The 21986-nt window shown below is 69.9% G+C and carries 20 protein-coding genes; 4 read left to right on the forward strand and 16 right to left on the reverse strand.

Annotation, left to right across the window (positions count from 1 at the left end; all coding sequences use genetic code 11):
• Positions 1-21 precede the first annotated feature (21 nt).
• Entirely contained in the window at positions 22-663 is a 642-nt protein-coding gene (locus tag ACQ143_RS03530) for an O-methyltransferase (RefSeq protein WP_449569322.1), read from the forward strand.
• Between the two features lie 58 nt (positions 664-721).
• Here ACQ143_RS03530 and ACQ143_RS03535 read toward each other — a convergent pair whose 3' ends face one another.
• The 3 genes from ACQ143_RS03535 to dapE all read right to left on the reverse strand — a co-directional run bounded on the left by ACQ143_RS03535 (position 722) and on the right by dapE (position 3271).
• Positions 722-895: a DUF3117 domain-containing protein gene (locus ACQ143_RS03535; protein WP_076690416.1), complete on the reverse strand. Its 174-nt coding sequence runs from the start codon at positions 893-895 to the stop codon at positions 722-724.
• 106 nt (positions 896-1001) lie between these two features.
• A complete protein-coding gene (locus ACQ143_RS03540) occupies positions 1002-2219 on the reverse strand; it encodes a hypothetical protein (RefSeq protein WP_449569323.1) in 1218 nt (405 codons plus the stop codon).
• Positions 2201-3271 carry a succinyl-diaminopimelate desuccinylase gene (gene dapE / locus ACQ143_RS03545; RefSeq protein WP_449569324.1) on the reverse strand — a complete coding sequence of 357 codons (1071 nt, stop codon included), beginning with the start codon at positions 3269-3271 and terminating at the stop codon, positions 2201-2203. The genes ACQ143_RS03540 and dapE overlap by 19 nt, the downstream gene beginning before the upstream one ends.
• Before the next feature lie 56 nt (positions 3272-3327).
• On the opposite strand from dapE, the gene dapD reads away from it, so the two are divergent.
• Positions 3328-4272, forward strand: coding sequence for a 2,3,4,5-tetrahydropyridine-2,6-dicarboxylate N-succinyltransferase (gene dapD, locus ACQ143_RS03550; protein WP_449569325.1), 945 nt, complete (start codon positions 3328-3330; stop codon positions 4270-4272).
• Between the two features lie 24 nt (positions 4273-4296).
• Here dapD and ACQ143_RS03555 read toward each other — a convergent pair whose 3' ends face one another.
• The 9 genes from ACQ143_RS03555 to ACQ143_RS03595 all read right to left on the reverse strand — a co-directional run bounded on the left by ACQ143_RS03555 (position 4297) and on the right by ACQ143_RS03595 (position 12955).
• Complete coding sequence (locus ACQ143_RS03555) at positions 4297-4680, reverse strand: SHOCT domain-containing protein (RefSeq protein ID WP_449569326.1); 384 nt, start codon at positions 4678-4680, stop codon at positions 4297-4299.
• A gap of 17 nt (positions 4681-4697) precedes the next feature.
• Positions 4698-5993: a citrate synthase gene (locus tag ACQ143_RS03560; RefSeq protein ID WP_449569327.1), complete on the reverse strand. Its 1296-nt coding sequence runs from the start codon at positions 5991-5993 to the stop codon at positions 4698-4700.
• Between the two features lie 100 nt (positions 5994-6093).
• Complete coding sequence (gene dapC, locus ACQ143_RS03565) at positions 6094-7200, reverse strand: succinyldiaminopimelate transaminase (RefSeq protein WP_449569328.1); 1107 nt, start codon at positions 7198-7200, stop codon at positions 6094-6096.
• Positions 7201-7521, reverse strand: a complete 321-nt coding sequence (fdxA, locus tag ACQ143_RS03570) for a ferredoxin (RefSeq protein WP_449569329.1) — start codon at positions 7519-7521, stop codon at positions 7201-7203.
• Between the two features lie 10 nt (positions 7522-7531).
• Positions 7532-7933 (reverse strand): DUF6113 family protein, encoded by a 402-nt coding sequence (locus tag ACQ143_RS03575; RefSeq protein ID WP_449569330.1) that lies wholly within the window; start codon positions 7931-7933, stop codon positions 7532-7534.
• 43 nt (positions 7934-7976) lie between these two features.
• Complete coding sequence (locus ACQ143_RS03580) at positions 7977-8291, reverse strand: AzlD domain-containing protein (RefSeq protein ID WP_449569331.1); 315 nt, start codon at positions 8289-8291, stop codon at positions 7977-7979.
• On the reverse strand, positions 8288-9025 hold the full coding sequence (locus ACQ143_RS03585) for an AzlC family ABC transporter permease (protein WP_449569332.1): 738 nt from the start codon (positions 9023-9025) through the stop codon (positions 8288-8290). Before ACQ143_RS03585 ends, ACQ143_RS03580 begins: the two co-directional genes overlap by 4 nt.
• A gap of 124 nt (positions 9026-9149) precedes the next feature.
• Positions 9150-11060 carry a translational GTPase TypA gene (gene typA / locus ACQ143_RS03590; RefSeq protein ID WP_449569333.1) on the reverse strand — a complete coding sequence of 637 codons (1911 nt, stop codon included), beginning with the start codon at positions 11058-11060 and terminating at the stop codon, positions 9150-9152.
• Positions 11061-11194: 134 nt separating this feature from the next.
• A complete protein-coding gene (locus tag ACQ143_RS03595) occupies positions 11195-12955 on the reverse strand; it encodes an ABC transporter ATP-binding protein (RefSeq protein ID WP_449569334.1) in 1761 nt (586 codons plus the stop codon).
• 38 nt (positions 12956-12993) lie between these two features.
• Between ACQ143_RS03595 and ACQ143_RS03600 the strand changes: the two genes are divergently transcribed.
• Complete coding sequence (locus tag ACQ143_RS03600; RefSeq protein WP_449569335.1) at positions 12994-13599, forward strand: PH domain-containing protein; 606 nt, start codon at positions 12994-12996, stop codon at positions 13597-13599.
• A 14-nt stretch (positions 13600-13613) separates the two neighbouring features.
• Here the strand turns inward: ACQ143_RS03600 and ACQ143_RS03605 are convergent, their stop codons facing one another.
• From ACQ143_RS03605 to ACQ143_RS03615, 3 genes are all read right to left on the reverse strand, one after another.
• Positions 13614-14666: an ABC transporter permease gene (locus ACQ143_RS03605; RefSeq protein ID WP_449569336.1), complete on the reverse strand. Its 1053-nt coding sequence runs from the start codon at positions 14664-14666 to the stop codon at positions 13614-13616.
• Positions 14666-16201, reverse strand: a complete 1536-nt coding sequence (locus ACQ143_RS03610) for an ABC transporter permease (RefSeq protein ID WP_449569337.1) — start codon at positions 16199-16201, stop codon at positions 14666-14668. The genes ACQ143_RS03605 and ACQ143_RS03610 overlap by 1 nt, the downstream gene beginning before the upstream one ends.
• A gap of 155 nt (positions 16202-16356) precedes the next feature.
• Positions 16357-18132 carry an ABC transporter family substrate-binding protein gene (locus ACQ143_RS03615; RefSeq protein ID WP_449569338.1) on the reverse strand — a complete coding sequence of 592 codons (1776 nt, stop codon included), beginning with the start codon at positions 18130-18132 and terminating at the stop codon, positions 16357-16359.
• A 161-nt stretch (positions 18133-18293) separates the two neighbouring features.
• On the opposite strand from ACQ143_RS03615, the gene ACQ143_RS03620 reads away from it, so the two are divergent.
• Positions 18294-19097, forward strand: a complete 804-nt coding sequence (locus ACQ143_RS03620) for a CPBP family intramembrane glutamic endopeptidase (RefSeq protein WP_449569339.1) — start codon at positions 18294-18296, stop codon at positions 19095-19097.
• 19 nt (positions 19098-19116) lie between these two features.
• On the opposite strand, the gene gcvP is transcribed toward ACQ143_RS03620, so the two are convergent.
• The gene (gene gcvP, locus ACQ143_RS03625; RefSeq protein ID WP_449569579.1) at positions 19117-21933 is read right to left on the reverse strand and encodes an aminomethyl-transferring glycine dehydrogenase; all 2817 of its coding nucleotides are present in this window, start codon (positions 21931-21933) and stop codon (positions 19117-19119) included.
• Positions 21934-21986 lie beyond the last annotated feature (53 nt).

The following is a 21986-nucleotide window of genomic DNA, read 5'->3' on the forward strand; positions in this document are numbered from 1 at the left end:
GCGCGCCGTAGGCTGAAGGCTATGGCCGAACACGATGCGATCCGCAGGTTCGCGGACGAGGCGACGATCGAACCCGACGCGATCGGGCGGGCGCGCGCCCATGCGCTCGAGATCGGTGCCGACCCCATCAGCGCCGTCATCGGCGCGCAGTGCGCGGTGCTCGCCGCCGCCACGGGGGCGTTGAACATCGTCGAGATCGGCACCGGCGGTGGGGTTTCCGGGCTGTGGCTGCTGCACGGCTCACCCCGGGCGACGCTGACCACGATCGACAAGGAGCCCGAGCATCTGGCACTGGCCCGTGCCGCGTTCGCGGACGCGAAGGTGCCGCCCGCCCGGGCCCGGTTCATCACGGGACGGGCCGCCGATGTGCTGCCCCGCATGAACGAGGCCTCGTACGACATCGTGCTGGTCGACGCCGATCCCGACGGCGTCATCGAATACGTCGAGCACGGCCTGCGCCTGGTGCGCGCCGGCGGCACGGTGCTCGTCCCCCGGGTGCTGGCCGGCGGTGCGGTGGCCGACCCGGTCAAGCGGGACGCCCGTACGAGCGCGTACCGGTCCCTGATCCAGGAGACCCAGGCCTCTCCGGCGGTGCTGGGCGCGCTGTCGATCGCCGGCGAGGGGCTGCTGCAGCTGACGACCACCACGCCCGAGACGCGCTAGCACCGTCCCCGGAGACGACGAACGGCCGGTCCGAAGACCGGCCGTTCCTGTACGTATTTCAGGCTGCGCCGACGACTTCGCCCAGGACGCCGTGGAGCTCCTTGGCCTCCTCGTCGTTGACCGAGACCACGAGACGTCCGCCACCTTCCAGCGGAACACGCACGATGATCAGGCGCCCCTCCTTCACGGCCTCCATCGGTCCGTCTCCCGTTCGCGGCTTCATGGCTGCCATTGCGGCTCCTTTTCCTCGTAGGACTACCTGTCAAGTTTAGCGGGAACGGGGACGCGAAGACCGAAACGCCCTCCGGATGCCGGTGTGCGCGGCCCCCGGCATGCGGTCACGGGATATGGGTGTAGGTGTTCCCCAGGGCGAGCATGTTGTAGATCCACCACCATTGGCCAGCTAATCCCAGCACGAGCATCGCCCCGCGCCACCATGCCGATCGGGGCGCCGCGAGCGCGCCGTACGCGGGCGCCAGCGGCAGCAGCAGTCGGAAGGTGCTGGACTGCGGGAAGAACACCGCGAGCAGGTAGACGAGGTACGAGGCGGACCACAGGCGCAGCTCCACGCCGAGTCGGCGCACGTGCCGTTCGCGCAGCAGCAGCCACGCCACCGCCACCACGCACACCGCCAGCGCGACATAGCCGGCCGCCTCGGGCAGGCCCCACAGACCGAACCAGATGCCGGCGGCCTGCACGAACCCGGCGAAGGGCACGAAGCCGCCGGCCTCGTCTCCCACCCAGCCGCGGCGCCAGGACAGCTCGGTGTCGAGGTAGGCCGACATGTCGCCGGTGACGACCCCGGCGATCACCTGCCAGGAGAAGCCGACCACCACGCCGATGGCCCCCAGCGCCAGGACGTGGACGACGTGACGGCCCGGGAGCGGGTCGTCGCGGCGCCGCACCCAGCGCCAGATGCCGTACAGGCCCAGCAGCAGCGCGAAGGCGAGCACCCCCGGCCGGGTGTAGCCCATGAGCGGGATGAGCGGATACAGCCAGCCGAAGCGGCGGCGTTGCAGGCAGAGCAGCGCGAGGAACAGCCACAGCAGGAACAGCGATTCGGCGTACCCCATGTGGAACAGCGCGGCGAGCGGCCCCGCCGCGAACAGCACGACCGCCCACATGGCCGCCGTCGCATCGAGCCGGTCGCGCAGCAGCCGGTGCAGGACGAGGCAGGCGAGGTACCCGGCCACCAGCGGGATCAGCAGCGCCCCGGCCGGAAAGCCGCCGAACGGCAGCCCGACGATGCGGGCCAGCACCGGGTACAGCGGCATGAACGCCCACTGGTTCTGCTGCACAGCACCGGCCTCGTCGACGGGGATCTCGGTCGGGTAGCCGTGCTCGGCGATGAACCAGTACCACTGCGCGTCCCAGCCCATCAGCAGGTCGGTGACGGTCGCGTCGGCGCCGAACCGGGATGCCGGGCCCGACAGCGCCGCGGCCAGGATCAGGAACCCCCAGGTCACCAGGCGGGCCAGGAGGTAGACGATCGCGATGCGCAGGGCGACCGGCAGGGCGCCGGCGCGCCGGCGCAGCGTCACACCGCCGTCAGCCATGCGCGCAGACCGCGCTCGACGGCCGTGATCTGCGCGTGGGACACCCGCTCCTCGTCGTGGTGCGCGAGGCTCGGGTCGCCCGGCCCGTAGTTGACGGCCGGGACGCCCAGCGCCGAGAACCGCGCCACATCGGTCCAGCCGTACTTGGGCTGCGGCACCGCGCCGACCGCCTGCACGAACTCCCGCGCCAGGGGCGCGTCCAGGCCCGGCCGCGCCCCGGTGGCCAGGTCGACGACCTCGACCTCGAAGCCCTCGAACACGTTGCGCACGTGCGCCTCGGCTTCGGCCGCGGTGTGGCTGGGGGCGAACCGGTGGTTGACCTCGACCTCGCACAGGTCGGGGATCACGTTGCCGGCGACGCCGCCCCGAATGCGCACCGCGTTCAGCCCCTCCCGGTACACGAGGCCCTCGACCTCGATCTCCCGCGGCCGGTACTCGGCGAGGCGGGCCAGGATCGGCGCCGCCGCATGGATGGCGTTCTCGCCCATCCACGCCCGCGCACTGTGCGCCCGCACCCCGTGGGTGCGCACGATCGCCCGGAGGTTGCCGTTGCAGCCTCCCTCGACCTGGCCGTTGGACGGTTCGCCCAGAATCGCGAAGTCGCCGGCGAACAGGTCGGGGCGGTGGGCGGCCAAGCGGGTCAGCCCGTTGAGGTCGGCATCCACCTCTTCATGGTCGTACCACATCCACGTGATGTCGGCCCGTGGGGTGGTCAGCTCGGCGGCGAGCTTCAGCTGCACCGCGACCCCGGCCTTCATGTCGACGGTGCCGCGCCCCCACAGGTAGGGCTCGCCGTCGATCTCGATGTCGCGGACGGGCAGGTTGCGGTTGATCGGCACGGTGTCGATGTGCCCGGCGATCACCACGCGCTGCGCGCGGCCCAGCATCGTGCGCGCGACGATCGTGTCGCCGTCCCGGTGCACCTCCAGGTGCGGCAGCGCGGTCACGGCCGCGTGGATGGCGTCGGCGAGCACCTTCTCGTCGCCGGAGACGCTCGCGATGTCGCAGATGGTGCGGGTCAGATCGACGGACGATGCGGTGAGGTCGAGCATGCCGTCGAGTCTAGCGACGGCGCAGAGCGCCCCCGGTCGGCCGATAATCTGGACGGATGAGCGTAACGCGTCGGGTATGGGGTGTCGGCCTTGCCACAGTGACCGAGTCGGGGACGATGCTGGACACCTGGTACCCCGACCCCGTGCCGGGCGCCGCCCCCGACGACGTCGACACCTCGGCGTGGGAGGCGGAGACCGGACCCGACGAGCGGCGCGGTGTGACCGTGCAGACCGTGGTGACCGAGATCGACCTGGATGCCGCTCCGGCCGGCACCGCGGACGCCTACCTGCGGCTGCACGCGCTGTCGCACCGCCTCGTCGCCCCCAACCAGGTGAACCTCGACGGCATCTTCGGGCATCTGCCGATCGTGGCGTGGACCAGTGCCGGCCCGATGCATCCCGACGACCTGACGCGGCTGCGCCCGCGGTTGCAGCGCGCCGGCATCCAGGTGCACTCGCTGGACAAGTTCCCGCGGCTGACCGACTACGTCGTCCCGTCCGGGGTGCGCATCGCCGACGCGGCGCGCGTACGGCTGGGCGCGCACCTGGCGTCGGGCACGACCGTCATGCACGAGGGCTTCGTCAACTTCAACGCCGGCACCCTCGGCGCCTCGATGGTCGAAGGACGCATCTCGCAGGGCGTGGTCGTCGGTGACGGCAGCGACATCGGCGGGGGCGCATCGATCATGGGGACCCTGTCCGGCGGCGGGTCGCACCGGGTGTCGATCGGGGCGCGGACGCTGCTGGGCGCCAACGCGGGCATCGGCATCTCGCTCGGCGACGACTGCATCGTCGAGGCGGGGCTGTATGTCACGGCGGGCACCAAGATCGTGCTGGCCGACGCCGAGCCGCGCCACGACGGCTCCCGGCCGGTCGTGAAGGGCGCCGAGCTGTCCGGCCGTGACGGCCTGCTGCTGCGCCGCAACTCGCTCACCGGCGCGGTCGAAGCCGTGCGCCGCGCCGGCATCGGCGTCACCCTCAACGAGGCCCTGCACGCCTGACCCGCCCGCGCGGGCGCGCGGCGGTCAGCCGGCGAGGATCGCGGCGCGAGCGGCGGCGCGCTCGTCGGCGGAGATGACACCGCGCGTGTGCAGGTCGTCGATCTCGGCCAGGCGCTCCTCGACCGTGCGCGGGAGTGCCGGGTCCGCCGGCGCGGTGCCCGCCCGCGGCAGCTCGCTGTCGAGGATCTTGGCCGCGATGGCGGCATCCACGGTCAGCGGATCATGACCGGCACGACGCAGCAGCCGATACTTGCGCACGTTGATCACGACCCCCACCACACCGCCGGCGATCACGAGCACGACGATGAACGCGAACAGCGCGGCGAAGCCCGGGGGCATGCCCATCCCGACGCTCGGGTCGAGGCCGACCGGGTCGACCGGGAAGGGCTCGATCACGTCGATGTGCATGACGTGACTGTATAGCGTCAGACGGCTCCGGGGTAGTTGCGCTCGCCCGCGCCGATGTACAGCTGCTGCGGGCGGCCGATCTTCGTCTGCGGGTCGTACTGCATCTCACGCCAGTGCGCGAGCCAGCCGGGCAGGCGTCCGATCGCGAACAGCACCGTGAACATGCGCGTCGGGAAGCCCATGGCCTTGTAGATGACGCCGGTGTAGAAGTCGACGTTGGGGTAGAGCCGGCGCTCCTTGAAGTAGTCGTCCGAGAGGGCGACCTGTTCGAGCTCCTGCGCCAGGTCGAGCAGCGGGTCGTGCACGCCGAGCTCGCGCAGCACCTCGTCGGCCGACTCCTTGACGAGCTTGGCGCGCGGGTCGTAGTTCTTGTAGACGCGGTGCCCGAAGCCCATGAGCTTCACGCCGTCTTCCTTGTTCTTGACGCGCTCGACGAAGCGCTCGACGCTCTCACCCGAGTCGCGGATGCGCGCGAGCATGTCGAGGACGGCCTCGTTGGCCCCGCCGTGCAGCGGACCGTACAGCGCGTTGATGCCGGCCGAGATCGACGAGAACTGGTTGGCGCCGGTGGAGCCGACCAGTCGCACGGTCGAGGTGGAGGCGTTCTGCTCGTGGTCTTCGTGCAGGATCAGCAGCCGCTCGAGCGCCCGCGACATGACGGGGTTGATCTCGTACGGCTCGCTGTGCACGCCGAAGTTGAGCTTGAGGAAGTTGTCGACGAAGCTCAGCGAGTTGTCGGGGTACAGGAACGCGTGTCCGACGCTCTTCTTGTGCGCGTAGGCCGCGATGACCGGGAGCTTCGCGAGCAGGCGGATGGTGTTCAGCTCGACGTGCTCGGGGTTGCCGGGGTCGGACTGGTTCTCGTAATAGGTCGACAGCGCGGCGGTGGCGCTGGAGAGCACCGACATCGGGTGCGCGGTGTGCGGCAGGGCCGAGAAGAAGTGCTTGAGGTCTTCGTGCAACAGCGTGTGCCGGCGGATGCGGTCGTCGAACTCGGCCAGCTCGTCGGCGGTGGGCAGCTCACCGTACAGCAGCAGCCACGCCACCTCGAGGTAGGTGCTGTTCTTGGCGAGCTGCTCGATCGGGTACCCGCGGTAGCGGAGGATGCCCTCATCGCCGTCGATGTAGGTGATCTTCGACTTCGTCGAGGACGTGTTCACGAACCCATAGTCCAGCGCGGTGTGCCCGGTCTGCTTGGTGAAGGTCGAGAAGTCCACGCTCGGCACGCCCTCGGTGCCGGCCAGGATCGGCAGCTGCGCTGTCGCCCCACCGATGGTGACGGTGGCGGTCTGAGGGATGTCGGGGTTGCTCACGAAGCCTCCTTGCCGTGCGGTACGCGCTCGATACAGCCTATCCGCCGATGAGGCCTACTCCTGACCCCGCCAAAGGATCCGCGAATCCGTAGTGGGTGTCCTACGAATCGCGCAGGCGTCGGGCGGCCTCGCCGATCCGCTCATCGGTCGCGGTGAGCGAGAAGCGCACGTGCTGCGGGAAGTGCGCGCCGTAGAAGTGGCCGGGACCGGCGAGGATGCCGAGATCGGCCATCCGGTCCATGGTCATCCACGCGTCCTCTCCGGCCGTCGCCCACAGGTACAGGCCGCCCTCGCTGTGGTCGATGCGCAGCCCGGCGGCCTCCAGCGCGGGACGCAGCACCTCCCGGCGGGCGCGGTAGCGCTCCTTCTGCACCCGCACATGCTCGTCATCGCCCAGCGCGACGATCATGGCCGCCTGCACGGGAGCGGGAAGCATGAGCCCGAGGTGCTTCCGCGCGGTCAGCAGCCGCGCCACGAGGGCCCGGTCCCCCGCGAGGAACGCGGCACGGTACCCCGCGAGGTTCGACTGCTTGCTCAGCGAGTACACCGAGAGGATGCCGGTGTCGTCACCGCCGGTGACACGAGGGTCGAGCAGGCTGGGCACTGCCGCATCCGCCCACGGACCGTCCCACCCCAGCTCGGCGTAGCATTCGTCTCCGGCGATCACGGCGCCGAGCTCGCGCGCCCGGGCCACGGCGGCGCGCAGTTCGTCCACACCGAGCACGCGCCCATCGGGGTTTCCGGGTGAGTTCAGCCACACCAGGCGGGTACCCGCCGGCCACTGCGCCGGGTCGTCCGCGGCCAGAGGGGTGGCCCCGACCAGCCGCGCCCCCACCTCGTAGGTCGGGTAGGCGGCACGGGGGTGCACGACGGTGTCGCCGGCGCCGATGTCCAGCAGCAGCGGCAGGAGTGCGACGAGCTCTTTCGACCCGACGGTCGGCAGGACCTGGTCGACGCCCAGTCCGGGCACGCCGCGGCGCCGGGCGTACCAGCCGGCGATGGCCTCGCGCAGCGCGGGGGTGCCGGCCGTCTGCGGGTAGGAGTGCGCGTCGGTGGCCTCACGCAGCGCGGCGGCGATCAGCTCCGGGGTCGGGTCGACGGGCGAGCCGATCGACAGGTCGACGATGCCGCCGGGGTGGCTGCGCGCCTTCTGCGCGTACGGGGCGACGGCGTCCCACGGGTAGTCGGCCAGATCGCGGACGGGCATCTACGGGGCCTGCGGCGGGAGGGCGGCGATGACCGGGTGGTCCTTCTTGATGACGCCGATCTTGGCCGCGCCGCCGGGCGAGCCCAGGTCGTCGAAGAACTCGACGTTGGCGGTGTAGTAGTCCTGCCACTCGTCGGGCAGGTCGTCCTCGTAGTAAATGGCCTCGACGGGACACACCGGCTCGCACGCGCCGCAGTCGACGCATTCGTCCGGGTGGATGTAGAGCGATCGCTCCCCCTCGTAGATGCAGTCCACGGGGCATTCGTCGACGCAGGCGCGGTCCTTCACGTCGACGCACGGCAGGGCGATCACATACGTCACAGCGTCAAGTCTAGTTCGTGGCGAAGGCGTCGGACGCGACCGGCCGCGCCGTGGCCGAAGGCCACGTCACGATCAGCGCCACGATCACCGGCAGCGCGAGGGTCCAGACCAGGCCCGTCGACACCTCGCCGTCGGCCGGCGCGGGCACGAGCACCGAACCGCCGGGCCCCTCGCCGGAGAAGACCAGACTCGTGATCACGGCGCCGGCGCCGGTGGCCAGCGCGGCCCAGCGATCCGCGGTCAGCAGGCGCACCGCGAGCACGAGCGCCGCAGCCCCGATCACGGCGATGATCAGCCCGACGGGGAACCACCCCCAGCGCGCGCTCTGCCCGATGGTGCCGGCGACGCCGAACACCGCGCCGATGACGGCGGCGACCACCCAGGTCGCCACCCGCGCCCATGTGAACTTCACCCCGCAAGTCTAGGCCGGACCCTGAGTCGCACGGGCTCCCGGGTCAGGCGGCCCAGCCCCACAGCCGCAGCAGGGCCGCGACCACCGCGGCGGCGACGACCACGACCAGGAACGGAGCCCGCAGCATCAGCAGGCCCGCCGCCGCCAGCAGGGCCGGCACCCGGGCATCCACCACGATCGCCTGCCCCACCCCGAGCGTCTGCACCGCGACCAGCGCGGCCAGCAGCGCGACGGTCAGCAGATCGGTGATGCGCGAGGGCGCCGGGGCCTCGAACCAGCGCGGCGGGATGAGGTAGCCCAGCGTCTTGAGCGCGACACACACCAGTGCCGCGACCAGGACGGCGTTCCACAGCGTCATGGCAGCCCTTCCCGTTCGGGGACGTCGTCGGGTTCTTCCGGCGCGGCGTCACGGTCGCCGAGCCAGTTCGTCCACCCCACCGCGATGGCCACGACCGCGGCCAGGAGCACCGGGATGCCGGGCATGAGCGACGGGGTCAGCACCGTGGCCACCACGGCCGCGGCGATGCCCACTGCGATCGCCTGGCGGCGGCGCAGGCGGGGCCACAGCAACGCGAGGAAGGCGGCGGCCGCGGCGGCGTCGAGTCCGTAGGCGCGCGGGTCGCCGAGCACGTCGCCCAGCAGCGCACCGGCGAGGGTCGACAGGTTCCAGCCCAGGTAGATGCCGATGCCGGTCACCCAGAACCCCGCCTGCCGCGCGCGCGGCGTCTGCTGGGCCAGCGACACCGCGGTGGACTCGTCGATCGTGAAGTGCGCGGCCGCCGCGCGCCGCCAGAATCCGCCGCCGATCACCGGGGACATCCGCAGCCCGTACGCCACGTTCCGCGCACCCAGAAGGCCCGCCGAGGCGATGGCCGCCGGCGCCGCGGGCAGGCCACCCGCGCCGATGACGCCGACGAACGCGAACTGCGAACCGCCGGTGAACATCAGCAGGCTCAGCACGCAGGTCTGCCAGACGTCGAGTCCCGAGGCGACCGCCAGCGCGCCGAACGACACGCCGTAGGCACTGGTGGCCACCGCGACACCGATGCCGTCCCGCCAGGCTCGGCGCACGTGTTCGCGTTCGTGACCCACCGCTCGATGCTATCCGTCGGTGGGCCTGTGCCGGCACGATAAGGATGCCGGTGCCCGGCACCCTGGCCCGTCACCGCCCCGGCATCCCGCCCGCCAGGCAGTCACCCGGGGTGCCGCAACGGGCTCAGGCGTTCGCGTCCTGGCGCTTCAGGCGGGCTGCCGCACGTCCCCGCTCGGTCGCGTCGAGGACGACCTTGCGGATGCGCACCTTCTCCGGCGTGACCTCGACGCATTCGTCGTCGCGCGCGAACTCGAGGCTCTCCTCGAGCGACAGCTGCCGCGGCGGGGTCATCGACTCGAACGTGTCGGCCGTGGAGGAGCGCATGTTGGTGAGCTTCTTCTCCTTGGTGATGTTCACGTCCATGTCGTCGCTGCGCGAGTTCTCACCGATGACCATGCCCTCGTAGACCTCTTCACCCGGCTGCACGAAGAAGCTCATGCGCTCCTGCAGCGCGATGATCGCGAACGGCGTCACCACCCCGGCCCGGTCGGCGACGATCGAGCCGTTCTGGCGGGTCATGATGTGCCCGGCCCACGGCTCGTAGCCGTGCGATATGGCGTTGGCGATGCCGGTGCCGCGGGTGGTGGTGAGGAACTCGGTGCGGAACCCGATGAGCCCGCGCGACGGGACGACGAACTCCATGCGCACCCAGCCGGTGCCGTGGTTGGTCATGGTCTCCATGCGGCCCTTGCGCGCCGCCAGCAGCTGGGTGATTGCGCCGAGGTACTCCTCGGGGGCGTCCACGGTCAGGTGCTCGAACGGCTCGTGTACCTTGCCGTCGATCTGCTTGGTGACCACCTGCGGCTTGCCGACGGTGAGCTCGAAGCCCTCGCGGCGCATGTTCTCGACGAGGATCGCGAGGGCCAGCTCGCCGCGCCCCTGCACCTCCCACGCGTCGGGACGGCCGATGTCGAGCACCTTGAGGGACACGTTGCCGATGAGTTCGCGGTCGAGGCGGTCCTTGACCATGCGCGCGGTCAGCTTGTGGCCCTTGACCTTGCCCACCAGCGGCGAGGTGTTCGTGCCGATGGTCATCGAGATCGCGGGGTCGTCGACGTGTATGGCCGGCAGCGGACGGATGTCGTCGGGGTCGGCGATCGTCTCGCCGATCGTGATCTCCTCGATGCCGGCGATGGCGACGATGTCGCCCGGGCCCGCCGACTCGGCCGGGTACCGCTCGAGCGCCCGGGTCTTGAGCAGCTCGGTGATGCGGGCGTTGGCGTGCGTGCCGTCGTGACGCACCCACGCGACGGTCTGCCCCTTCTTCAGGGTGCCGTTGAACACGCGCAGCAGCGCGAGGCGGCCCAGGAACGGGCTGGAGTCGAGGTTGGTCACCCACGCCTGCAGCGGGGCCTCGTCGTCGTACGACGGGGCGGGCACATGCTCGAGGATCGCGGCGAACAGCGGCTCGAGATCGTCGTTGTCGGGCAGCGAACCGTTCTCCGGGCGGTTCCGGCTGGCGGCGCCCGCACGGCCCGAGGCGTACACGACGGGGACGTCCAGGAGGGCGTCGACGTCGAGGTCGGGCACGTCGTCGACGAGGTCCGACGCCAGACCCAGCAGCAGGTCGTGGGCTTCTTCCTCGACCTCCGCGATGCGCGCGTCGGGACGGTCGGTCTTGTTCACCAGCAGGATGACGGGCAGCTTGGCCTCGAGCGCCTTGCGCAGCACGAAGCGCGTCTGCGGCAGCGGGCCCTCGCTGGAGTCGACCAGCAGCACCACACCGTCGACCATCGACAGGCCGCGCTCGACCTCACCGCCGAAGTCGGCGTGGCCCGGGGTGTCGATCACGTTGATCGTCACCGGGACGTCGGAGTGGATGCCGTTGTAGGTGATCGCCGTGTTCTTGGCGAGGATCGTGATGCCCTTTTCGCGCTCGAGGTCGTTCGAGTCCATCGCGCGCTCTTCGACGTGCGCGTGTTCGCCGAACGATCCGGTCTGCCGCAGCATGGCATCCACGAGCGTGGTCTTGCCGTGGTCGACGTGCGCGACGATCGCGACATTGCGGAGGTCCGGGCGGAGGGCGTGCGCCATGAAGGTGTCCTAAGTAGATGGGGTGCGCCGGGATGCCGACGTTCCATACTACAAGGGCGTGACTGGGTGCCCGCTTCACGCCCGCGTTCGACGGCGTCGTCGCTGTCAGGCGGACCCGGCGCTCCGTCTCCGGGTCAGGCGGACTCCTCGCGCAGCAGAGCGGCCCGCGCCTCGCGGCGCTGACGCTGCTCCTCGGGGTCGGGCACCGGGATGGCGGCGATGAGCCGCTTGGTGTACGCCTCGCTCGGCGCGCGCAGGATCTTCCCGGTCGCGCCCTGCTCGACGATGCGCCCCTTGCTCATCACGATGATGCGGTCGGCGAGCGAGTCGACGACGGCGAGGTCGTGGCTGACGAAAAGGCATGCGAAGCCGAGGTCGGCCTGCAGCTGTCGCAGCAGCTCGAGGACGGTGGCCTGCACCGAGACATCCAGCGCGGAGGTCGGCTCGTCGGCGATGAGCAGCTTCGGCTGCAGCGACAGGGCGCGCGCGATGCCCACGCGCTGCTTCTGGCCGCCGGACAGCTCGTGCGGGTAGCGGTTGCGGTACGCGCGCGGCAGTTCGACCGCGTCGAGGAGCTGCTCGACGCGTGTGTCGAGCTCCCGCCCCTTGGCGACCTTGGCCAGCAGCATCGGCTCGCCGATCGACTGGCCGATGGGCAGCCGCGGGTTCAGCGATGACGACGGGTCCTGGAACACGATGCCGACGTCCTTGTGCACGCGCCGCAGGGTCGCCCGGTTCGCGTTGGAGATGTCGATACCGACCACCTCGGCCGTGCCCTCCGCGATGGGCAGCAGCCCGATCGCAGCCCGGCCGACGGTCGTCTTGCCCGAGCCGGACTCGCCGACCAGACCCGTCACCTCGCCCGGGTAGATGCTGAACGACGCGTGCTCCACGGCCCGGAACGCCGGGACCCGTCCGCGCTTGGGGTATTCGATGGCGACATCGTCGAACCGCAGCACCGGGTCGCCCAGACCCTGTCGGCGCTGCTCGTCGCGTCGCGCCGCCACTTCGGCCAGACGGATCTCGGTCGTGTCGCCGGCCAGCGCGGCCGTCGTGTCGATAGTCTCCTCGGCGCCGTCACCGATGCGCGGCACCGCGCCCAGTAGCTCCTGCGTGTAGGGGTGCTGCGGGGATCCGAAGATGTCGTGCACGGAACCGCGCTCGACGATCTCGCCGCGGCGCATCACGACGATGTCGTCGGCGATGTCCGCGACCACACCCATGTCGTGGGTGATGATGAGGATCGCGGAGTCGAGGCGATGCCGCAGGTCGCGCATGAGGTCGAGGATCTCGGCCTGCACGGTGACGTCCAACGCGGTGGTGGGCTCATCGGCGATCAGCAGCTTCGGGTCGCACGAGATCGACTGCGCGATCATGGCGCGCTGCCGCTGGCCGCCCGACAGCTGGTGCGGGTAGGAGTCGAACGCCTTCTGGGGGTCGGGCAGCTCGACCATGCCGAGCAGCTCGAGAGCGCGTTCCTTGGCTTCGCTGGGGGACATGCCGAAGTGGGTGCGCAGCGTCTCGACGATCTGGAAGCCGATCGTCAGCACCGGGTTCAGTGCCGTCATCGGCTCCTGGAAGATCACCGCGATCTCGGCACCGCGGATGCGCCGCAGGCGGTCGGCGTCGGTGTGGAGGATCTCTTCGCCATCGAGCTTCACGCTGCCGCGCACGCGCGCGTTCTTGGGCAGCAGTCCCAGCATCGCCATCGAGCTGGCGCTCTTGCCCGATCCCGACTCCCCCACGATCGCGAGCGCCTTGCCGCGCTCGACCGTGTAGGCCAGTTGCTTGGCGGCCGGCACCCAGTAGTTGTCGACCGCGAAATCGACCGACAGGCCCTCGACCTGCAGGAGGGGTGCGGAGCCGGCCGTGCCGACGGTGTTGTGATCAGTCATCGAATCGTCCTGGTGTGCGTGCGCGAGAGAATGGAGTCATGAGCGAGCCGGTCCGTGTCACGTCCACTTTCAACCGTGTCATGGCTGTCGTGCTGTGGGTGGTCGCCGGCTGCACCGTGTTGGCGGCTCTGGTCGGCGGCGACGCGCGCCAACTGTGGCTGTATCCGGCCGCCGCCGCGACGAGCGTGCTCGCCTGGGTGGCGCTGTGGCGCCCCTGTGTGGAAGTCGTGGATGCCGGAGTCCGACTGCAGAACGTGACCCACCAGGTGCTGGTGCCCTGGGAGGCGCTCGTGCACGTGGATACGCGCCGCGCTCTGACGCTGCGCACCCCGGCCGGCGATTTCGTCGCCTGGTCGGCTCCCGCGCCGGGTCTGCTGTCGGCGTTGGGCTCGAACGCCCGCGCCGCGCGGCGCGAGGCACGTGCGGCCGGCCAAGAGGTGCGCAACAGCGACCTGGTCGGCTCCGACTCGGGCAACGCGGCCGTCGTGGTGCGTGAACAGTGGGCGCGGCGACGCGAAAGCGGTCAGATCGAGCTCGGGGTGGCCGGCAGCACGGCGGTGCGCCGCCACTGGGAACCCGTCCTGCCGGCGCTGGCCGTCGCGCTGATCGTCGCGACCATCTGGGTGATGATCGCCACGGCGTGAAACCCGCTGGTCGATCACGGCTGCGCCTTCGCGTCTTCCTCCGCTGCGGCGCCGTCCGTCACCACCGCCGCGTCCTCGGGCAGCTCCTTCACCCGCCGGAACACGATGCGCTTCTGCCGCGGGTCGAACGCGTCGCGCAGACCGTCGCCGACGAAGTTGACCAGCAGCGACAGCAGCACGATCAGCGACGCGGGCCACCAGAACAGCCAGGGGCGGGTCTGGAACGCCGCTTCGTTGTCCGCGATGAGCAGGCCCAGGGACACGTCCGGCGGCCGCACGCCGTAGCCGAGGAACGACAGCGACGTCTCGAGGATCACCGCGGCGGCGATCAGCAGGGTCGTCGACACGATGACGACGCCGATGGCGTTGGGCAGGATGTGCTTGAAGATGATCCGCGCGTCCGAGGCACCGGCCACCCGGGCCGCTTCGACGAACTCCCGCTCGCGCAGGCTCAGGAACTCGGCGCGCACCAGACGGGCGACACCCGTCCAGGCGAAGAAGCCGAGGAAGATGGCCAGCACGACCGGACCGAATCCGCCCGCGGCAGAACCGACGACGGCGCCGATCACGATGATCGGGATGACGATGACGACATCGGTCAGGCGCATCAGCACGGCATCCACCCAGCCGCGGTAGTAGCCGGCCACGGCGCCGATCACGACGCCGATGAAGGATGCCAGCAGGCCGATCACGAACATGATGTAGGACGAGTTGACCAGACCGCGCATCACCATCGCGAAGTAGTCCTTGCCGACGGTGTTCTGACCGAACGGGTGCTCGCCGAGCGAGAACGGGAACAGGGTCAGCGTCGGACGCCCGCCCTCCACCGGCGGGAGCAGCTGGGTGTGGTTCCACTTCCACCAGCCCGCCCACGATCCGATGCCGGTGGCGCTCACGGCGAAGGCCACGATGAGTATGAACAGGATCGCGCTGATGACGGCGGGTTTGTGTGCCAGGAACCGGCGCAGCGTCAGGCGGCCCTGGCTGATACCGCGTTCGTCCGACGTGACGACGTGGGCCTTCGGCGCCTCTTCTCCGGCGTGGCCGCGTTCAGTGGGAAGTGCCATCACTTGACCCTCACTCTCGGATCGATGGCGGAATACGCAAGGTCGGCCAGGAAGTTGAACGTGATCGCGAAGATCGCGATGACGATGAAGTACGCCATGACCGGATTGGGGTCACCCCGTTTGAGGCCGGAGTCGAACAGCGCGCCCATGCCGCTGAAGGCGAAGATGCGCTCGGTGATGATCGCACCACCGATCAGCGCGCCCACATCGGCGGCGACGATGGTCGTGATGGGGATCAGCGAGTTGCGCAGCGCGTGACGCACGACGACCGTCCGCTCGGGCAGACCCTTGGCCCGCGCGGTGCGGATGTAGTCCTGGTTGAGGGTCTCCAGCATCCCGCCACGCGCGTACCGCGTGTAGCCGGCGAACGAGATGAGCATGAGGCTGATGGTGGGCAGCAGCAGGTGGGTGAACGAGTCGATCCCCGAGATCCAGAAATCGCCGCCAAGGTTCGGCGTCTCGGCGCCGACGGTCGCGATCGGGCGCCCGCGCACACGCGGGTGGCGCACGTAGGAGTTCCAGTGCTGCATGAACTGGTCGAGCACGATCACGCCCGCGCCCAGCAGACCGCTGAGCGCGCCGATGCGCATCGCCTGCCCCTTGTCGTACTCGCCGAGCAGCCAGCCGGCCACCAGACCCACGACGAGCGCGAAGACGAACAGGCCGACGGCGCCCCAGCCGCCCCATGCGGCCAGCACGGGCTGCAGCGCGAAGTAGCAGATGATGACGACGATCGCCGTGGCACCCGCCGTGCGCCAGGCGTAGCGGGCGCGGGCGCCGGCGATCATGACGACCATCGCGGCGGCGAATGCGGCGATCAGCAGCGGCGCGACGACCGGGCCCAGGGCCGGGTCGAGGAACCACGCGGTCACGCTCATGAAGTAGAGGATGACGATCGTCGCGACGGTGCCGGCGGCGAAGGTGATGAGCCGGCGCGTGCGGGGCCCGCCCACCATGGCCTGCAGGAAGACGCCCATCAGCAGTGATGCGACGATGATGAACGGCCAGGTGAAGACGGGTTCGGCGAGCCAGTCGTTGAAGGTGAGGGCGACGAACACCTTCAGCAGAACCGCCATGACGAACGACGGGAGCGAGTAGAAGAGGAAGCTCGCGAAGGTGAACGTGTAGTCGATGGCGCTGTACTGGCGCAGCGCGGAGACGATGCCGACGATGATGCCCAGGACGATCGCGAGGAGCGTCGAGGCGGTGACCAGCTGGAGGGTCGCGCCCATGGCGCGGCCGAGGAGGATGGTGACCGGCTGGTTCTGGATGGTGACGCCGAGGTCGCAGCCGGCGAACGGGACGACACAGCGGGCCGCACCGACGAACCAGTTGAACCAGCGCACCGGGATGGGCTGGTTCAGACCGAGCCATTCGACCCGCTGCTGGATGAGCTGGTCCCGGTTGGGACTGTTCGACGCGTAGAGGTCTTCAAGTGGGTCGCGGGCGATGGCGACCATGCCGTACATGAGGAACGACGCGGCGATCAAGATCAGGATCGATACGCCGATGCGTCGAAGGATGAAGCTAAGCACGGGGTTGGCCCTTCATGCAGAGAACGTAGCAGGCGTGCCGGGGGGAACTCGTGATTCCGCGCGTCGGCAGGCTGCCGGTGGACGGTCTGCACGCGCATGGGGCGCCGGGTTACGAGACCCGACGCCCCTGCGTCGTACGTCAGGCGGTCAGCCGATTACTCGGAGACCGTCCACTCCCAGAAGTTCCAGATCGGACCGGTCTGGTTGCCCATGTAGGTGATGCCCTGGACACGGTCGGTGTGGGCCTCCAGGCCCGCGCTCTGGAACAGCGGCAGGCCGTAGCCGTCCGCGAACAGCTCGCCGTCCGCCTCGATCGTCAGCGCGTCGATCTCCTCGGGGTCGAGGGTGACCGGGATGGTGCGCGCGATCTCGTCGACGCGGTCGTTGGCGTACTTGTTGAAGTTGCTACCACCGAAGCTCGCGAAGATCTGCGGGATGGTGCCGTTGCCGACACCGGGCGAGGCCCAGCCGAAGATCACGGCGTCGTAGATGTCGGAGCCCAGCTGCGAGCCCCAGTCCTCACGACCCACGTCCTCGACGGTGATACCGGCCTCAGCAGCCGAAGCCTGGATGGCCTCGAACGCGTTGACGCGGTTCGGGTTGTTGATGTTGTACATCAGGCGCACGGTCGGGGTGGCACCGGCGAGCAGCTCCTTGGCGCCCTCGATGTCGACCTCGGCGTAGGCGTCCGAGCCGTTGTTCGCGATCGCGTCGGCGTAGGCCGGCTGCGCGGGGATGAACAGCTGCGAGTTCAGCACCTCGGCGGCCGGGTTGACCGGCTTGATCAGCGTGTCGACGATCTGCTGACGCGGGATCGTCTTCAGGAACGCCTCACGCACGTTCTGGTCGGCGAACACGCCGGCGAAGGTGAGGTCGATGTGGTCGTACGACAGCTCGTCGCCCTGAAGCACCTGGATGCCGTCGATGCCCTCGAGCGCGGTGAGCACGTCGCCGCTGGCCTGCGGGACGATCAGGTCGACCTCGCCGTTCTGGAGGGCCGTGACCTGCGCCTGCGAGTCACCGATGAAGCGGATGACCATCTCGCTGAACTGCGGCTTGAGGTCGCCCTGGTAGCTCTCGTTCAGGGTGAGCGTCATCGACTGCGACGGCTCCCACGACTCGATGATGAACGGGCCGCTCGACAGGTACAGCGACTCGTCCTCGGGCAGCGACGTCATGTCGAAGCCGGTGTTCCAGAAGTCGGCCGCGGCCTTCAGCGTCTCGTTGACGGGCGCCGGGTTCTCGGCGTCGCCACGGGGGCTGGTGAGGATCGTGTCGACGAGGTCGGCGATCTCGACGCCCGCCTTCTCGGCCAGCACATGGATCGGCTGGTCGATGAGGCCGTTGAGGTTCCAGTCCACGAAGGGCTGGTCGTACTCGAGCACGAGCGAGAGCTTGTCGTCGCTGACCTCGGTGATCGTCGAGGTCTTCAGGCCCTCGGTGCTGCCGGCGTACTGGAAGTACTGCGTGCCTTCGGTGACGTTGCCTTCGGCGTCGAAGGACGCGTCGTCGAAGATGCCCGAGCTCACAGCCCAGCCGAGGACGAGGTCGTCGGTGTCGATCGCGTCGCCGTCCGACCAGACGAGGCCCTCGTTGAGGGTGTACTTCACCTGGAGCGGGTCTTCGGAGACGATCTCCATCGTGCCGAACGACTCGTCGGGGACGATCTCGTAGGAGTCGTTGACGTAGTAGAAGCCGGCGCGGGTCAGGTAGTTGACCTTGCCGTTGATGTCGAGGTTACCCGTCGCGCTGATCGCGTTGGTGCTGGTGAACTCGTTGACCTCGGCGATGGTGACGGTCGCGGCAACGACGTCGCCCTCGTCAGGCTCGTTCGTTTCCGGGGTGGTCGAGCAGCCGGCGAGTGCGAGGGTGGTAACCCCCACACCGGCGACGAGCCCGAGGGCGCGATTGCGCCATGTCCTCTGAGACACGCTGATTCCTCCTGTGCAGGTTGATGTGCCTGCCGCGGACATCAGCCCCCGGCGGCACGGATAGGAACACAATAGGCATCACTGCCGAGTCGACCAAAACAACTGCCCAAAACGTTACAGAGCCTTAACTCAAACCGCCTTCGATGTGACACTCTGACAAGGTGAGCCCCGATCACGCCTTCGACGCCGACCCCGCCGAGCAGGCTCGCCGACGCACCCGACTGTGGTGGGAGATCAGCATCGTGCTGGCACTGTCGGTGGGGCGGTCGGCCGTATATTCTGTGCTGTCCCTGGTGCGGGCGCTCACCCGCGAGACGCCGCTGGGCGACCAGTCCACGTCGCTGAACCCCGGTGCCGCGGCCGAGCAGTTCTGGGAGGTGCTGAACCAGTTCCTGTCGCAGCTGTTCGCCCTGGCGCCGGTCGCACTGGCGGTCTACCTGCTGTGGGAGCCGGGCCGCAACGCCTTCCGGCGGATCGGTCTGGATTTCCGCGTCTTCGGTCGCGATCTGGGCGCCGGCATCCTGCTGGTCCTGGTCATCGGAGTACCCGGACTCGCGCTCTACGCGGGCGGGCGGGCCCTGGGCATCACCGTGCAGGTCGACGCCTCACCGCTGGCCGGCACGTGGTGGACGATCCCGCTGCTGCTGCTGGCGGCGCTGCGGGCGGGACTGACCGAAGAGGTCATCATGATCGGCTACCTGTTCGACCGGCTGCGTCGTCTGGGCTGGGGCCCGTGGACGATCATCCTGGCCTCCGCCGCCCTGCGTGCGGCCTACCACGGCTACCAGGGCTTCGGCCCCCTCGTCGGCAACTTCGCGATGGGTGTCGTGTTCGGCTGGGTCTACCAGCGGTGGGGGCGGGTCATGCCCCTCGTGGTCGCCCATACCCTGATCGACATCGTCGCCTTCATCGGCTACCCACTCGCCGCCGCCTGGATGCCGGGACTGTTCGCCCCGGCATCCTGACCCTCGCCGGCACCGGACGTCAGGCGAAGGCTTCGATCGGCGGGCAGGCGCACACGAGGTTGCGGTCGCCGTAGGCGTTGTCGATGCGCCGCACCGGCGGCCAGTACTTGGCGCGCACGAGCCCGCGCACCGGGTACACCGCGACCTCCCGGGAGTACGGGTGCGTCCACTCGCTCGCGACCGCGGCCTGCGCGGTGTGCGGCGCGTTGGCGAGCGGGTTGTCGTCGGCCGGCCACTCCCCCGCAGCGACCGCCTCGGCCTCGGCGCGGATCGCGATCATCGCTTCGACGAACCGGTCGAGCTCGTTGAGGTCCTCCGACTCGGTCGGCTCCACCATGAGGGTGCCCACGACCGGGAACGACATCGTCGGCGCGTGGAATCCATAGTCGATGAGCCGCTTGGCCACGTCGTCGACCGTGATGCCGGTGCGCTCCTTCAGCGGCCGCAGGTCGAGGATGCACTCGTGGGCCACGAGGCCGCCCTCCCCCGCGTACAGCACGGGATAGTGGTCCCGCAGCCGCGCCGCGATGTAGTTGGCAGCCAGCACCGCGGCACCGGTCGCCTGCCGCAGCCCCTCGGCGCCCATCATGCGCACGTACGCCCACGAGATGGGCAGGATGGATGCCGAGCCGTACGGCGCCGCCGACACCGGCCCGCCGTCGAACACATACCCGCCGGCGTGCTCGGCGCGCTGCGCGAGCGGGTGCGCGGGCAGGAACGGTGCCAGGTGCGCCTTGGCCGCCACCGGCCCCACCCCCGGCCCTCCGCCGCCGTGCGGGATCGCGAACGTCTTGTGCAGGTTGAGGTGCGACACGTCGCCGCCCAGGTCGCCGAACCGCGCATAGCCGAGCAGCGCGTTGAGGTTCGCGCCGTCGACGTACACCTGGCCGCCGGCGTCGTGGACCGCAGCGGTGATGTCGACGACATCGTGCTCGTACACGCCGTGCGTCGACGGGTAGGTGATCATGAGCGCCGCCAGGCGCTCGGCGTGCGCGTCGACCTTGGCCCGCAGGTCAGCCAGGTCGACGTTTCCGGCCTCGTCGCACGCGACGACCACGACCCGCATCCCGGCCAGCACCGCCGACGCCGCATTGGTGCCGTGTGCCGACGACGGGATGAGGCAGACGTCCCGCTGCACGTCGCCCCGCGACCGGTGGTAGCCGCGGATCGCGAGCAGTCCGGCCAGTTCGCCCTGCGATCCCGCGTTGGGCTGCAGCGAGACGGCGTCATACCCGGTGACCTCGGCCAGCCACGACTCGAGCTGCTCGATCATGACCAGGTACCCGGCCACATCCTCGACGGGCGCGAACGGATGCACGCGCGCGAACTCGGGCCACGACACGGCGGCCATCTCGGTCGCCGCATTCAGCTTCATCGTGCACGACCCCAGCGGGATCATGCCGCGGTCCAGGGCATAGTCCCGGTCGGCGAGCTGCTTGAGGTAGCGCATCATCGCCGTCTCGGACCGGTGCGCCGAGAACACGGGGTGGGTGAGGTACTCGTCGGTGCGGCGCAGGTTCTCGGGCAACCGCACGCCACCCTCATCCGCGGCGAAGCCGAAGGCCCGCTTCTCGGGACCCCCGAACACCTGCGCGAGCGCGTGCAGCTCGGCGACGGTCGTGGTCTCGTCGACCGAGATCCCCACCGAGTCCGAGTCGCGGAACCACAGCTGGAATCCGCGGCTCCGGGCCAGCGCGACGATGCGCTCGGCGTCACCGGGCACGGCGACCACGAGCGTGTCGAAGAAGCTGTCGCACAGCACCGACGCGCCCGCATCTTCCAGCCACCGGGCCAGCAGCGCCGCCTTGCCGGCGACGTCCGTGGCGATCGCGCGCAGCCCGTCGGCCCCGTGGTAGACCGCATACATCGCGGCCATGACCGCCAGCAGCACCTGCGCCGTGCAGATGTTGCTCGTGGCCTTCTCCCGCCGGATGTGCTGCTCGCGCGTCTGCAGCGAGAGCCGGTAGGCGGGCTGTCCCGCGGCATCCACCGACACGCCGACCAGCCGCCCCGGCAGCTGGCGCTCGAGTCCCGACCGCACCGCCATATAGCCGGCGTGCGGGCCGCCGAAACCCATCGGAACGCCGAAACGCTGCGTCGTGCCGACCGCGACATCGGCGCCCAGCTCCCCCGGTGAGCGCAGCAGGGTCAGCGCGAGCAGGTCGGCGGCCATGACCGCGAGCCCTCCCTGCGCGTGCACGGCCGCGATCACCGCCGACGGATCCCACACGCGGCCGGTGGCACCCGGGTACTGGATGAACACACCGAAGGCGTCCGGCTGTTCCTGGGCACCGGCATCCGTGCCGGCGAAGTCGACCTCGACGAGCTCGATGCCCACCGCGGCCGCCCGGTGCGCGAGCACCGCTTTGGTCTGCGGGAGCGCGTCCGCGTCGACGAGGAACACATCCGACGCGGTCTTCGACGCGCGGCGCGCCAGCAGCATGCCCTCCACCACCGCGGTGGCCTCGTCGAGCATCGAGGCGTTCGCGGTGTCGAGCCCGGTCAGGTCGCTCACCATCGTCTGGAAGTTGATGAGCGCCTCCAGGCGCCCCTGCGAGATCTCGGGCTGGTACGGCGTGTACGCGGTGTACCAGGACGGGTTCTCGAACACGTTGCGTGTGATGACCGCAGGGGTGATCGTGTCGTAGTAGCCCAGTCCGATCATGGCGCGGGCCGGCCGATTCTGGGAGGCGAGCTCGCGCAGCTCGGCGAGGGCCTCGGCCTCGGTGGCCGCCGGCGGGATGACGCTCTGGTCGGTCGGCGACATCTGAATGGATGCCGGGACCGCACGCTGCACGAGGTCGGCGACCGTCGCGTGGCCCAGCACCTGAAGCATCCGCTCCTGGGCGGACGAGTCGGTGCCGATGTGCCGCGAGCTGAAGCCGGCGG

The sequence above is a fragment of the Microbacterium pollutisoli genome, assembly GCF_053586795.1.